10 protein-coding genes are annotated in these 14,284 nt (G+C 58.7%); 4 read left to right on the top strand and 6 right to left on the bottom strand.

Annotated elements, in window-relative coordinates; genetic code table 11:
• Positions 1 to 213: 213 nt before the first annotated feature.
• Together fsa and kdgT are read left to right on the top strand one after the other, a co-directional pair.
• Positions 214 to 879 carry a fructose-6-phosphate aldolase gene (fsa, locus tag ACCC84_RS05595; RefSeq protein WP_004962555.1) on the top strand — a complete coding sequence of 222 codons (666 nt, stop codon included), beginning with the start codon at positions 214 to 216 and terminating at the stop codon, positions 877 to 879.
• Between the two features lie 233 nt (positions 880 to 1,112).
• Positions 1,113 to 2,096, top strand: coding sequence for a 2-keto-3-deoxygluconate transporter (gene kdgT / locus ACCC84_RS05590; RefSeq protein WP_004962557.1), 984 nt, complete (start codon positions 1,113 to 1,115; stop codon positions 2,094 to 2,096).
• 38 nt (positions 2,097 to 2,134) lie between these two features.
• Here the strand turns inward: kdgT and ACCC84_RS05585 are convergent, their stop codons facing one another.
• From ACCC84_RS05585 to ACCC84_RS05575, 3 genes are all read right to left on the bottom strand, one after another.
• Positions 2,135 to 4,201 carry a carbon starvation CstA family protein gene (locus ACCC84_RS05585; protein WP_039992075.1) on the bottom strand — a complete coding sequence of 689 codons (2,067 nt, stop codon included), beginning with the start codon at positions 4,199 to 4,201 and terminating at the stop codon, positions 2,135 to 2,137.
• 250 nt (positions 4,202 to 4,451) lie between these two features.
• Complete coding sequence (locus tag ACCC84_RS05580) at positions 4,452 to 6,386, bottom strand: exoribonuclease II (RefSeq protein WP_198773038.1); 1,935 nt, start codon at positions 6,384 to 6,386, stop codon at positions 4,452 to 4,454.
• A 135-nt stretch (positions 6,387 to 6,521) separates the two neighbouring features.
• On the bottom strand, positions 6,522 to 8,828 hold the full coding sequence (locus ACCC84_RS05575; RefSeq protein ID WP_371901638.1) for an FdhF/YdeP family oxidoreductase: 2,307 nt from the start codon (positions 8,826 to 8,828) through the stop codon (positions 6,522 to 6,524).
• Positions 8,829 to 9,089: 261 nt separating this feature from the next.
• Here ACCC84_RS05575 and dacD point away from each other — a divergent pair, with 261 nt between their 5' ends.
• Together dacD and ACCC84_RS05565 are read left to right on the top strand one after the other, a co-directional pair.
• Positions 9,090 to 10,259, top strand: coding sequence for a serine-type D-Ala-D-Ala carboxypeptidase DacD (gene dacD / locus ACCC84_RS05570; RefSeq protein WP_039992078.1), 1,170 nt, complete (start codon positions 9,090 to 9,092; stop codon positions 10,257 to 10,259).
• A 63-nt stretch (positions 10,260 to 10,322) separates the two neighbouring features.
• Positions 10,323 to 11,219, top strand: coding sequence for a LysR family transcriptional regulator (locus ACCC84_RS05565; RefSeq protein WP_004962576.1), 897 nt, complete (start codon positions 10,323 to 10,325; stop codon positions 11,217 to 11,219).
• Here the strand turns inward: ACCC84_RS05565 and ACCC84_RS05560 are convergent.
• From ACCC84_RS05560 to sapF, 3 genes are all read right to left on the bottom strand, one after another.
• Positions 11,211 to 12,413, bottom strand: a complete 1,203-nt coding sequence (locus tag ACCC84_RS05560) for a CMD domain-containing protein (protein ID WP_198773175.1) — start codon at positions 12,411 to 12,413, stop codon at positions 11,211 to 11,213. The genes ACCC84_RS05565 and ACCC84_RS05560 overlap by 9 nt on opposite strands.
• A gap of 226 nt (positions 12,414 to 12,639) precedes the next feature.
• Positions 12,640 to 13,428, bottom strand: coding sequence for an enoyl-ACP reductase FabI (gene fabI / locus ACCC84_RS05555; RefSeq protein WP_004962579.1), 789 nt, complete (start codon positions 13,426 to 13,428; stop codon positions 12,640 to 12,642).
• A gap of 42 nt (positions 13,429 to 13,470) precedes the next feature.
• A complete protein-coding gene (gene sapF, locus ACCC84_RS05550) occupies positions 13,471 to 14,283 on the bottom strand; it encodes a putrescine export ABC transporter ATP-binding protein SapF (RefSeq protein WP_371901637.1) in 813 nt (270 codons plus the stop codon).
• Between the last annotated feature and the right edge of the window lies 1 nt (position 14,284).

Genomic DNA, 14,284 nt, shown 5'->3' with positions numbered 1-14,284 from the left:
TCCAGCCATGCGTATCACTAAATTATGATATGGGTCAAGAAGTTGCCCATAGCCGGTTTAGGGTCGACTGGCCGCACGCCGGTATAGCCCGTCGATGCCGCGCCGTTCGGCGTTGGCGGCAGCGAGTGCCAGCGCATTAATCAGCGCGTACGCGCCACTATCGCTTATGATGGTGTGAACACGGATAAACCCATTACGATTCAGGAGGCTTAAATGGAGCTTTACCTTGATACCGCCGATGTTAGCGCGGTGAAACGTCTGGCGCGCGTGCTGCCACTGCACGGTGTGACCACCAATCCAAGCATTGTGGCACAAGCAGGAAAACCGATTTGGGAGGTGTTGCCGGCGTTGCGCGACGCGCTGGGCGGAACCGGCAAATTGTTCGCCCAGGTGATGGCCGGCGATGCCGAACGCATGGTGGCGGATGCGGTGCTGTTGCACCAGCGCGTACCGGGTTTGATCGTCAAGGTTCCGGCCACCGCCGAGGGGCTTGCGGCAATCAAGAAGCTGAAGAGCATGTCGATCCCGACGTTGGGGACCGCCGTTTACGGCGCGGCACAGGGGCTGTTGTCGGCGTTGGCCGGCGCCGAATATGTAGCACCTTACGTTAACCGCGTCGACGCCCAGGGGGGAGACGGTATCGTCATGGTACGCGAACTGCAGCAGTTGCTGACGTTGCATGCTCCGCATGCCAAGGTGCTGGCCGCCAGTTTCAAAACGCCACGTCAGGCACTGGAATGCATGCTGGCCGGCTGCCAGTCGCTGACGTTGCCTGTCGGGGTGGCGGAGCAGTTGCTTGCCACGCCGGCGGTGGACGCCGCGGTTGCAACCTTTGAACAGGATTGGCAGAACGCGTTTGGTACCCATCTGCTTGGCTAAGGGGTGAGAGGATAGCTACAGGCGGCTCTTGCCGCCTTTATTGTCGTTGGTCTTTATTTTAAAACGATTAACCTTAAATATTGAAACTGCGTTTTGATATTATGCGTCCGATCACTTTAATTCAGCAATTGAACAGTTAATCTGCGCAACGAAATCATCAACGAAGTCTGCCCAAGTCGGTGGCTGTCGGCGATGCGTTGCTGTAACCCGTTCAAATTAAAGTGGAGTAGGTAATGCAGATCAAACGTGCGATAGACAAGATCCCAGGCGGCATGATGCTGGTGCCGCTGTTCATTGGCGCGGTGTGTCACACCTTCGCGCCGGGGGCGGGCAAGTATTTCGGCTCGTTCACCAACGGATTGATTTCCGGCACCGTGCCGATTCTGGCGGTATGGTTCTTCTGCATGGGCGCCTCGATCAAGTTGAGCGCCACCGGCACCGTATTGCGCAAGTCGGGCACGCTGGTGGTCACCAAAATCGCCGTAGCCTGGCTGGTGGCAGCGGTAGCGTCGCGTTTGTTGCCAGAGAACGGCGTAGAGATCGGCTTCTTTGCCGGACTGTCAACGCTGGCCCTGGTCGCGGCGATGGATATGACCAACGGTGGCCTGTACGCCTCGATCATGCAGCAATACGGCAGCAAAGAGGAAGCCGGCGCCTTTGTGCTGATGTCGCTGGAATCCGGCCCGCTGATGACCATGATCATACTGGGCACTGCCGGCATCGCCTCGTTCGAACCACAGGTGTTCGTTGGCGCCGTGTTGCCGTTCCTGGTGGGCTTTGCCTTGGGCAATCTCGATCCGGAACTGCGCGAATTTTTCGGCAAGGCGGTGCAAGCCCTGATACCGTTCTTCGCTTTCGCGCTGGGTAACACCATCGATCTGAGCGTCATCGCGCAAACCGGCCTATTGGGGGTGTTGCTGGGGGTATCGGTGATTATCATTACCGGTATCCCGTTGATTATTGCTGACAAACTGATCGGCGGTGGGGACGGTACCGCCGGGGTGGCGGCATCCAGCTCGGCCGGCGCGGCGGTGGCAACGCCGGTATTGATTGCTGAAATGGTGCCGCAGTTCAAGGCGGTTGCGCCGGCAGCCACCGCCTTGGTGGCCACCTCGGTGATCGTCACCTCGGTGCTGGTGCCAATCATCACCGCCATGTGGTCTCGGCGGGTCAAGGCCAGGGCGGCGATGCGCGAACAGATGGCAATGGTTAAATAAAACAAGGGCGCCGAAGGCGCCCTTGTTAATGCCGCAGCTCAAAGGCGTCCGGTTTGTTCGCGCAGCGTCACCTCCGATTCCTTCACCGTCGGGATACTGGAGTTCAATGCTCTGCGTATCACGAAGAAGGCAGAAACCAGCATCGTTACCGCCACCAGCATAAAGAAAGCGCACAGCGCGGCATTAATCTGATTGCTGAACACAATGGTTTCCATATCTTTCAGCGTTTTGGCCGGTGCGATAAGGGTGCCTTGCTCAATGCCGGCCGAGAACTTGTTCGCCTGTGCCAGGAAACCGATGCTCGGTTTCTCATGGAAAATCTTCTGCCAGCCGGCGGTCATCGAGGTGATGAACAACCACACCGTCGGCACAATGGTCACCCAGGCGTAGCGCTGCTTCTTCATTTTGAACAACACCACGGTACCGAGGATCAGTGCCATTGACGCCAGCATCTGGTTACCGATGCCGAACAGCGGCCACAGGGTATTAATCCCGCCCAGCGGATCGACCACTCCCTGATAGACGAAGAACCCCCAGCCGGCGACCGCCACCGTGGTGCCAGCCAGGTTGCCGAACCAGGAACGGTTGTTGGCCAGGCGCGGCACCGCCACGCCGACCAGATCCTGCACCATAAAACGGCAGGCGCGGGTCCCGGCGTCGACGGCAGTCAGGATAAACAGCGCTTCGAACAGAATGGCGAAGTGATACCAGAACGCCATCATCCCACGGCTGTTGAATACCTCGCTGATGATATGCGCCATGCCGACGGCAAACGTCGGCGCGCCACCGGCGCGTGACAGCACCGAATTTTCGCCGACGTCTTTGGCGATCAGCGCCAGTGTTTCCGGGGTCACGATAAAGCCCCAGCCGTTAATCACCTGCGAGGCGTTTTCCACCGTGGTGCCGATCAGCGCCGCCGGTGAGTTCATGGCAAAATACACGCCAGGATCGAGCACCGAGGCGCAAATCAGCGCCATGATGGCCACGAAGGACTCCATCAGCATGGCGCCGTAACCGATAAAGCGGATGTGACTTTCGCGTTCAACCAGTTTCGGCGTGGTGCCGCTGGAGACCAGCGCATGGAAGCCGGAAATCGCGCCGCAGGCGATGGTAATGAACAGGAACGGGAACAGGGCACCGGCGAATACCGGTCCGGTACCGTCAATAAAGCGTGATACCGCCGGCATCTTCAGCTCCGGCATGGCAAACACGATCCCCAGCGCCAGACCGATGATCACGCCGATTTTCATAAAGGTGGACAGGTAATCGCGCGGCGCCAGCAGCAACCACACCGGCAGTACCGACGCGACAAAACCGTAAATCACCAGAACCCAGGTCAGCGTAGTGCCGTGCAGGGTAAAGAACGGTCCCCAGTAGGGGTGCTGCGCCACGTTGCCGCCGTAAATAATCGCCAGCAACATCAGCACGAAGCCAATCACCGAAATTTCCGCGATTTTCCCCGGGCGGATAAAGCGCATGTAGATGCCCATAAACAGCGCGATCGGGATAGTAGCGGCGATGGTGAACAGGCCCCATGGGCTGTCGGCCAGTGCTTTGACCACTACCAGTGCCAGTGCCGACAGGATGATGATCATCACGCCAAGCGCGCCGAGCATGGTGATCACGCCGGCGAAGGCGCCAAGTTCCTGCTTGGCCATTTCGCCCAGCGAGCGGCCATCACGCCGGGTGGAAATGAACAGGATCAGGAAGTCCTGCACCGCACCGGCCATCATCACGCCAACCAGGATCCAGATGGTGCCTGGCAGAAAACCCATCTGCGCCGCCAGAATGGGGCCTACCAGCGGCCCAGCACCGGCAATGGCGGCAAAGTGGTGGCCGAACAGTACCCATTTATTGGTCGGGACGTAATCCAGCCCGTCGTTACGGCGCTCTGCCGGGGTCAGCCGTCGATCGTCCAGTTCGAAGACGTTTTTGGCGATAAACAGGCTATAAAACCGATAGGCAATGCTGTAACAGGCAACGGACGCCACCACCAGCCAGACCGCGTTGACATGCTCGCCGCGGCTGAGTGCCAGCATCGCGAAGGCAAACGCCCCGACCAACGCCACCGCTAGCCAGATTATTCCGGACTTGACGTTCTTCATGGTTAACAACTCCTTGGTGTGCAGAGTAGTGAGAGAGGTCATCAATGTTGTTATGAAGGTAAACACCAAGTTAAAAATAGGAGGTTTACGCACGAAGAGAAACCGCACGGATAAGAAATGTGAGCTCAGGCGAGTATTAGTGAAAAAACAAGATGATGAGGTCACCTTGGTCGGCGGGGCGCGTGACGGATGCCACGGAAAAAATCGGGCGCCATAAAGGCGCCCGACAAGCAGCGTAGTGGGTGGGCGGTTATGGTGCCGGGCGGGCGATCACGCTGCGGGTTTCCATCCGCACTTCGGCGATGGTGACTTGCAGGCTGTCGCTCTGGCGATAAACCACGTCGCCTTTCACCTGCACGGTGCCGGTATCCTGGCTACACACCAGCTCGTCGCGCACCGCGTGGATGAATGGAGCAGGGATGAACGCCACGGCGCCATTTTCCAGCAAACGGACACGCAGTCCACCGCGGGTGACGTCGATGATTTCCGCCTTGAAGCGGGTATCGGTGCCGGCCTTGTCTTGCAGAAAACGGGCATACAGCCAATCGCCGACGTCGCGTTCCGCCATCCGGTTCAGACGGCGACGCTCCGCCAATTGGACGGTGATCGCTTCCTGCGGTTTCTGCGCGGCCTGTTCGCTGATAATGGCTTTCAGCAGGCGGTGGTTGACCATATCGCCGTATTTACGGATGGGTGACGTCCAGGTGGCGTAAGCTTCCAGCCCGAGGCCAAAGTGCGGACCCGGCTCGGTGCTGATTTCGGCGAAGGTCTGGAAACGGCGAATACGGCTGTCGAGGAATTGCGTCGGCTGTGCGTCAAGGTGACGGCGCAGCTCGCAAAAGCCTTCCAGCGTCAGCAGTTTTTCGGCCTCGGCTTGTACCCCGTTGGCCTGCAGTACGCTGACTGCCTGTTCCACCAGCGCCGGGTCGAAGCCGGTGTGCACGTTGTAGATGCCGAACCCCAGACGATCGCGCAGCACCACGGCGGCGCAGACGTTGGCGGCAATCATGCACTCTTCAACGATGCGGTTGGCGGTACGGCGTTGCTCGGTGATGATGTCCAGCACGTCGCCTTTCTCACCGAGGACAAAGCGATAGTCCGGCCGATCCTTGAACACCAGCGCATGCTGGTGACGCCAGCCGTTGCGCGCATCACAGACCCGCTTGAGCAGGGTAATCTGCTGGGCGATAGCCTCGCTTGGCGGTTGCCAGCCGGCAATGCCGTCCAGCCAGTCGGAGACTTCGTCATACACCAGTTTGGCTTTCGATTCGATTTCGGCGGCGAAGAAATGGATATCGCTGCCCAACGCGCCGTCAGCGGCGATGGTCACGCGGCAAGCCAGTACCGGGCGACGCTCATTGGCGCGCAGCGAGCACAGATTGTCGGACAGGTCGCGCGGCAACATCGGGATGTTGAAACCCGGCAGGTAGTTGGTAAAGGCGCGTTTGCGGGCAATGTCATCCAGCGCGCTGCCCTGATCGACGAAGGCGGTCGGGTCGGCGATAGCGATGGTCAGTTGCAGGGTACCGTCGGCGTTCTCCTGAACAAACAGCGCATCATCCATATCTTCGGTGCTGGCGCTGTCGATGGTGACAAAATCCAGACCGGTCAGATCTTCACGCGCCAGAGTGGCGGTCGGCTGATGGGTAGCCGCCATTTCTGGCGCTTCCTTTTCGAGATTATGTCGTGCCAGCGTGACCCACCATGGCGCAAAGTGATCGTCGGCGTTGGTAATGAAATCAGTCAGCTCGGCATGGAAGCTACGGTCACCTTTCAGCGGGTGTCGACGCATTTCCGCCACCGCCCAATCGCCGGCCTGGAAGTCATGTGTCAGTTCACGCCCTGGACGACATTGAATCGCATCTTTCAGCAACGGGTGATCCGGCACGATTGACAGGCGATCGTCTTTCTTCTGTACCCGACCGACAAAGCGTGACAAGAATGGCTCGACCAGGGTTTCCGGCTCGGCGATTTCACGTTCTTTCTCGGTGTGGACGGTGGCGACGATGCGGTCGCCATGCATGACTTTTTTCATGTACGGCGGCGGGATAAAATAGCTCTTTTGGCCATCGACCTCTAAAAAGCCAAAGCCTTTCTCAGTCCCTTTTACTACGCCTTCAACACGCGGGGTTTGAGAGTGAAGTTGCTGTTTAAGCTGCGCCAGCAGCGGGTTATCTTGAAACATATCGTCCAGTGAATGGGTTGTGAGTGGCAAGATTTGCGGCTGACAGTTTTACGCGAATCACCCGCTGCGGGCAAGCCTGATATCACGCTTTTCCACACCCGCAGCGCGTTTTTTAGCGATATCAGGCCTGCTTACTCAGGCAATGCGCAGCGTGACTGACGCAGGCTCACGACGTATCGCCACCGGGATCGATTTGGAGGTTGGCGTGCCGGTACCGTCGCCAAAGCTGGCCAGCGGCACCAGCGGGTTGGTTTCCGGGTAGTAGGCCGCCAGGTTGCCGCGTGGAATAGCATAGCTCACCAGTTTGAAGCCACTGACCTTGCGCGTTACGCCGTCATTCCACAGGGTTTCAATCTCGACCCGCTCGCCGTCCTGCATCCCCAGTGCGGCAAGATCGTCTGGATTGATAAACAACACCTCGCGTTGGCCGTAAACGCCGCGATAGCGATCGTCGAGCCCATAAATCGTGGTGTTGTACTGATCGTGGGAACGCAGGGTTTGCAGAGTGAACGGCGCCGTCTGCCCGGCCAACTGTGGGAACAGGCTGTCGGGCAGCGCTGCGGCACCAAATTCCGCCTTGCCGCTTGGCGTGGCGAAGCGCAGTTCGGCGGCAGCGTTGCCGAGATAAAAGCCGCCCGGCAATTCGCAACGCGGGTTAAAATCGTCGAAACCGGCTATGGTGGCGGCGATGTGATCGCGGATCAGCGAATAGTCGTCCGCTAGCGCCAGCCAGTCGAGCGGCTGATTACCCAGCACCGCATCGGCGATGCCGCAGACGATCGCTGTTTCCGAGCGCTGACTGTCCGATAGCGGTTTGCCGATGCCTTCCGAGGCGTGCACCATGCTGAATGAGTCCTCGACGGTAATAAACTGCGCTCCGCTGGCCTGCATATCCTGTTCGGTGCGGCCGAGCGTTGGCAGGATCAGCGCGTCTTTACCGGTGATCAGATGGCTGCGATTCAATTTGGTGCTGATGTGTACCGTCAACCCGCAGTTACGCAGCGCCTGTGCGGTGCGTTCGCTGTCCGGCGCCGCTGCCGCCAGATTGCCGCCAAGCGCAATCAACACCTTGACCTCGCCGCGCAGCATCGCTTCGATCGCTTCTACCGTATTGTGGCCCGGCTCACGACGTGGCGAAAAATTGAAGTGCCTGGCCAGACTGTCAAGCAGCGCCGTCGGCGCTTTTTCATCAATGCCCATGGTGCGGTTGCCCTGCACGTTACTATGGCCACGCACCGGACACAGACCGGCGCCCGGCTTGCCCAATTGGCCGAACAGCAGTTGCAGATTGGTGATTTCACGCACCGTGGCCACCGAGTGCTTATGCTGGGTGACGCCCATTGCCCAGGTGCAAATCACCCGCGGTGCCGAGCGGTAAATCTCGGCCGCTTCGCGCAGCTGCGTTTCGCTCAGTCCCGACTGCTGGGTGATCTTCGCCCAACTGGTGGCGTCAACCTGCGCCAGATAGGCGTCGACTCCGACGCAGTGCTGCTCGATAAACGGCAAATCGAACAGGCCGACCTGGCCGGCAGCCTGCTGCTGTCGGTGGCTTTCCAGCAATGCCTTGACCATCCCGCGTACCGCCGCCATATCACCGCCGAGGTTGGGCTGATAATAGGCGGAACTGATCGGCGATGAGCTGGGTGTCAGCATCTGAATCGGGTTTTGCGGATCGGCAAAGCGCTCAAGTCCGCGTTCGCGCAGGGTGTTGAAGCTGACGATGCGCGCGCCGCGGCGGGCGGCATGTTTCAGGCTGTGCAACATGCGCGGATGGTTGGTGCCGGGGTTTTGACCAAACACGAAAATCGCGTCGGCCCGCTCGAAATCATCCATGCGGATGGTGCCTTTGCCGACGCCAATGCTCTGTTTCAGGCCGATGCCGCTGGCTTCATGACACATATTGGAACAGTCGGGGAAGTTGCTGGTGCCGAGCATGCGCCCGAACAGCTGATACAGATAGGAGGCTTCGTTACTGGCGCGGCCGGAGGTATAGAGTTCGATTTGATTGGGATTGTCCATCCGCTTGACGTGCTGGGCAATCAGCGCCAGCGCATCCGGCCAGCTGATGGGCTGATAACGATCGCTGTCGGCATGGTAGCGCATTGGTTGAGTAAGGCGGCCCTGATACTCAAGGAAATAATCGCTCTGTTGCAGCAGCGTACTCACGCTGTGGGCGGCAAAAAACTCTGCTGTAACCGCATGGAGGGTGGCTTCCCAACTGACGGCCTTGGCGCCGTTTTCGCAAAAGCTGAAGGTACTGTGATTGTCATCGCCCCAGGCGCAGCCGGGACAGTCGAAGCCGCGTACTTTATTAACGCGCATCAGATTGCGCAGGTTTTTCAATGCTTGCTTGCTGTCCAGCACGTAGCGGGTGGTGGCTTCCAATGAGCCCCAGCCGCCCGCCGCACCGGTATACGGTTTGATAGACGGTTTAAATTTCATTGTGGTCTTCGCAGGTGATTGTTGTCAGAAAGTGAACGCTTTATTAAGCGTTTTGAGTCTTTATGTCACAAGTCTAGGGGCGCGCGACGCAAGCGTCTAATCGAATAGGGCAATGATGGCATAGAGCGGGTTTATCGCACCCAGCTGACATACAAATGGTTGCATTATGTTATCCGCTGCAAAAGTCTAACGATTCCGCCAGACGATGCTTTAGTGCAGTCTATGTCACGGATTTATATTGCAATATTTGAGGAAGAGTGAGTGAAGCGTTCAGTATCGGCTGTGGTAATCGGGATTTTGTTGCCGCTGGCAGCGCAGGCGGCAGACACGGCAGGCGATTTTCCCTCGCTAACGCCGCCGCCAATTGATGCGGCATCGTATGTATTAATGGATTACGCCAGTGGCCAGATTATGGCGCAAAACCACGCCGACCAGCGGCGTAACCCGGCCAGCCTGACCAAATTGATGACCGGGTTGGTGATTGACCATGCGCTGGATCAGCACAAAATCAGCCTGGACGATGTGGTGACGGTGGGCAAGGATGCCTGGGCAGCAGGCAATCCGGTGTTCAAGGGATCGTCGCTGATGTTTTTAAAGCCAGGTGACAGGGTCACGGTTCGCGACCTGAGCCGCGGTATCATTATTGATTCCGGCAACGATGCCTGCGTGGCGATGGCTGACTACGTCGCCGGCAGCCAGACGGCGTTTGTCGACCTGATGAACAACAAAGCAGCGCAGCTGGGATTGAAAAATACCCATTTTGAAACCGTTCATGGCCTCGATGCTCCGGGGCAGTACACCACGGCCGGCGATCTGGCGGTGATTTCACGCGCCATCATCATGAGCGAACCGGCGGAATACCATATGTACAGCGAAAGGTCGCTGACCTGGAATGGTATTACCCAGCAGAACCGCAATGGGCTGCTGTGGGACAAAACGCTGCACGTCGACGGCCTGAAGACGGGCCACACCGAATCGGCCGGTTTCAATATCATTGCTTCCGCCACCGAGGGCGATCGTCGGCTGATCGCGGTAGTGATGGGGGGTAAAAGCCCTAAAGGGCGCGAAGAACAGGCGCGTAAGCTGTTGAGCTGGGGGCTGCGTGATTTTGACAGCGTGCGTGTATTCAAGGCCGGTCAGCCATTGGGCAACGAGGCGGTGTGGTACGGCGACCGGTCGCGGATCGCGGTCGGCGTAGCGCAGGATCGTTACCTGACGCTGCCAAAAGGCGAAGCGAGCAAGCTGAAGGCGCAATATGTGCTCAACGTCCCACGCCTTGAGGCGCCGTTGCCACAGGGGCAAACCGTGGGGGAAGTGCGCGTCAGCGACAATGGCAAACTGTTGGCAACGCTGCCGCTGGTCACCCTGCAGCCGACGGCGGCTGGCAGCGTATTTTCACGCCTGATGGATTATCTGCGGCTGAAAGTCTGATAGCGGCATCCGATGCGTTGGTAATGATATACTCCGCGTAGTAATCATTATTTGAGCCAATACATGGATATTAAGCAGCTGATCTACCTGTGTAATCTTGAGCGCGAAAGGCATTTCGGTCGGGCAGCGGAGGCCAGTTTCGTCAGTCAGCCGACGCTGTCGATGCGCTTGAAAAATCTTGAGAAAGAGCTTGGCGTGGCGTTGATCAACCGCGGCAACAACTTTGAGGGATTTACCGCCGAAGGCGAGCGGGTACTGGCCTGGGCGCGCGAGATTGTCTCGGTCTATCAGGGGCTGAAGCTGGAGGTGGAGGCACTTAAGCATGGTCTGAACGGCACCTTGCGTATTGGCGTGGTGCCGCAATGCAGCATTACCCTGGCGCAAATGCTCAAGGCGGTGAGTGAAAAGTACCCGCAGCTGGATTACCGGGTGGCAGTGCTCAGCGCCGATCAGCTGCTGGAGGCGCTCACCGCCCATACGGTGGATATCGGCATCGGTTTCTTTGAGTTACCGACGCTAAAAGAGTTGCATTTTCAATCACAACCGTTGGCCGACAGCGGGGTGGAACTGGTGTTCCATCCGCAGCATTTTCCGCAGTTGGTCGACGATGCACCGCTGACGCTGGCAGACGTGGCTGCGTTACCGCTGTGTCTGGCAGAACCGACCCGCTATTTCCGCCGCTATCTCGATCAGAACTTCCGTGAGGCGGGGCTGTCGCTGCAAGCGCGGGTGGAAACCACCTCAATCTTTCAACTGTTGCAGTGCATTTTTGTCGGCCTGGGTTGCGGACTGTTCCCACATGGCAATCTGCTGCCGGAAATGACGCCGCAGCTGCTGCGTCGACCCATCGACATTACGCCGATGTCACGTCACGCGGCAGTGGTGATTGCCGAGCCAGGGCGTGCCACGCCGCTGGCGCAGCACTTCTTCGACGCGGCGCAGGGCTGGCTGTTAGACTAGCGGCACGGGTGTCGGACACTGCTGTGCCGTCAGCGCGTCGCCGAGGCTGTAGCGCAGGCGGTTTTCCCAGGCATACAGCGCGCTGGTCAGGATCGCTTCCAGCGCCTGCGCCTGACTCAAACCCAGGTTGAATAACGGTTGCACGTTTTGCGGAGTAAATTTTTCCGGTGAGCGCGTCAGATCGGCGCTGACCTGTATCAGTGCCGCACTCAACCGATCGTCCAGCTGTTGCTGCGCCTGGGCGATATCGTCAAACAACGCCCGGACCAGCTGCGGTTGCGCCACCTCTGCTGCCGCCTTGGCGGCGCAATAGCGGCTACCGTTGATGCGCGAGGTGACCAGCGCGCTGAGTGCCTTCAACCGTGGCGAAAGTCCATAACCAGATTGGCTGATGGTATTGAACACCCCGTTGCGCTCGCGCAGTGCGGCGGCGTCGTGTGCCAGCAGTCGGTAATAGGGCTCGCCACGTGCATTCGGGTGGCTTTGGTCCAGCACGTCCAGTTGCTCGGCATTGGCTACGGCGACATCGACCAGCGGTAAGCGGGGCTGCCAGCTTAACGACTCGAGGCTGAACTCCGCAGCCGAGGCATCGTTGATGCTTGGGAAACCAGGCACCAACGCCGTCGGTCTGCCGGCCAGCGCCGCCACGCCGGCCACGACCCGCGCCTGATAGCTGACAAACCCAATAATCTGTGTGAATGAGATTATATCGGCAGTGCTGAGGCCAACCTCGGACAGTTGCTGCACAGCTTTATGGCAGATCAGCGTGGGATGGGTGGCGAGTTGGCGGGCGTACTGGGTAATCTGCGCTAAACGAATATTGCTTTCACGGGAGGCGTCGGGGCTGTCGAGCGGAGCAAGACGGGCGGCATAGTGGCTACACAATGCCTGAACGCCGGTCACCTGAGCGACGGTCAAGGCGGTACACAGGCGATCGTAAGGTGACAACGTCACGTAACGCGACAGCGTCACCCGCTCCGGAAACAATACTCGGCAACTGTCGAGCGAGGCGCTAAATACCGGTGCGCGGGCAATCAGGGCGTTATTGAGTGCGGCGTCGGCAAACTCGCCAAGGCCAAGTAAAAAGCGATCGCGCACACCGGCTGCTTGCGGTTGCAGCGGCGAATCGCCGCGTACGCTGCTCTGGGTTTCGTGATACCACTGGTTGTGGTGAGGGCGGCGCAGCGCTTCCATTGGGCTGGGGTTGCTCATCAGTGCGATATCCTGTCGTTTGATCTGCTCAACGTAGGGGATATCCTCACCGATTCGATTGGCGAGATAAAATAATGTTACGTGCTAATCCATAACTGAAAAGAATAAAATATAATTTTACTGCGCAAAAATGTAATTAGTATTTGCGATTATTGACTAACGCAGCGCCGGCGGGCCGCGGTCCCGGCCCGCAGCCCGTGGCGGACGGTCATTTCAATTCGAGTTCATTCATCGCCGCAATATTGAAACCGCCGTCGACATGAACAATTTCACCACAGATGCCGGCGGCCAGGTCCGAGCATAAAAAGGCGGCGGTGTTGCCGACGTCTTCAATGGTGACGGTGCGGCGGATCGGCGTAACCGCTTCGCAATGCGCCAGCATCTTGCGGAAATCCTTGATGCCCGATGCCGCCAGCGTACGGATTGGCCCAGCGGAGATACCATTGACCCGTACGCCGTCCGGCCCCATGGCGTTGGCCATATACCGCACGTTGGCCTCCAGCGAAGCCTTGGCCAGGCCCATGACGTTATAATTGGGGATGGCGCGCTCAGCGCCGAGATAAGACAGCGTCAGCAGCGCCGAGCCGGGGTTGAGCATGCCGCGGCAGGCTTTGGCCAGCGCGACAAAACTGTAACTGCTGATATCGTGGGCAATGCGGAAGCCCTCGCGGTTGACGGCGTTGAGGTAGTCGCCGTCCAGCTGTTCGGCGGGAGCAAAGCCGATGGAATGCACCAATCCGTCAAAGGTCGGCCAATCGGCCGCCAGCGTGGTGAACAGTGCGTCAATGCTGGCATCCTGCCCGACATCGCATTCCAGCACCCGCGTCGAGCCCAATGCGGCAGCGAACTCCACCACGCGCGGCTTCAGTTTGTCATTCTGATAGGTGAAGGCCAGTTGCGCACCTTCACGCTGCATCGCTTGCGCAATGCCATAGGCGATCGACAGTTTGCTGGCCACGCCGGTAATCAGTATGCGTTTGCCGTTGAGAAATCCCATAACAATGATCCTCCTGGTGGTAGAGACAGGCAGCGTACGCGGCTAGAATTTACCGCCGTCACGCCGCCAGGCATCGGCGGTCAGCGCTTCGCCAAAATGGCTGGCGATCAGGCGGCGGGTGAGATCGTGCAGCGGGGCAGCCAGCACTTCGGCAGTACTGCCGCGCTCAACGATTTCACCTTCGTGCATCACCATCACCTGATCGCTGATGTGTTTCATCATGCCCAGATGCTGGGTCACATAAATGTAGGCGATACCGTGTTTTTCCTGCAGTTCGAGCATCAGGTTGATGATTTGCGAACGCATCGACATATCCAGTGACGCCAGCGCTTCGTCGGCGACGATCACTTTCGGTTGCAGGATCAGTGCACGCGCCAGCGCGACTCGCTGCTTCTGGCCAGAGGCCAGCATATGCGGATAATAATAGGCGTGATCCGGCAGCATGCCCACTTGGCGCAGCGTCTGGTTAATGTGTTGCTCACGCTCCGAGGCTTCCAGATCGGTATTCAGGCGCAGCGGGGCGTCGAGCAGCTGACCGATGCGCTGACGCGGATTGAGCGAGGTGCTGGGATCCTGGAAAATCATGCGGATGCGCTGACTGCGATAGCGGTAATCGCCAAAAGCCAGCGGATGATCGTCGATCAGCAATTCTCCGGCGCTCGGCTCCACCATGCCAGACAGCATTTTCGCCAGCGTTGACTTGCCGGAACCGTTTTCGCCGATGATGGCCAACGTCTGGCCTTCACGCAGGGTAAAGCTGACCGATTTAACCGCCTCGACGTGCTGACGACGGAACAGCCCGGTGCGATAGCGGTAGGTCTTGCTCAGGTTACGCACTTCCAGCAACGTTTCCATG

Origin of the sequence: Serratia odorifera (assembly GCF_041448735.1) — a bacterium.
In the GTDB taxonomy this organism is placed as follows: domain Bacteria; phylum Pseudomonadota; class Gammaproteobacteria; order Enterobacterales; family Enterobacteriaceae; genus Serratia_F; species Serratia_F odorifera.
This window is presented reverse-complemented; position numbering and strand designations above follow the sequence as displayed.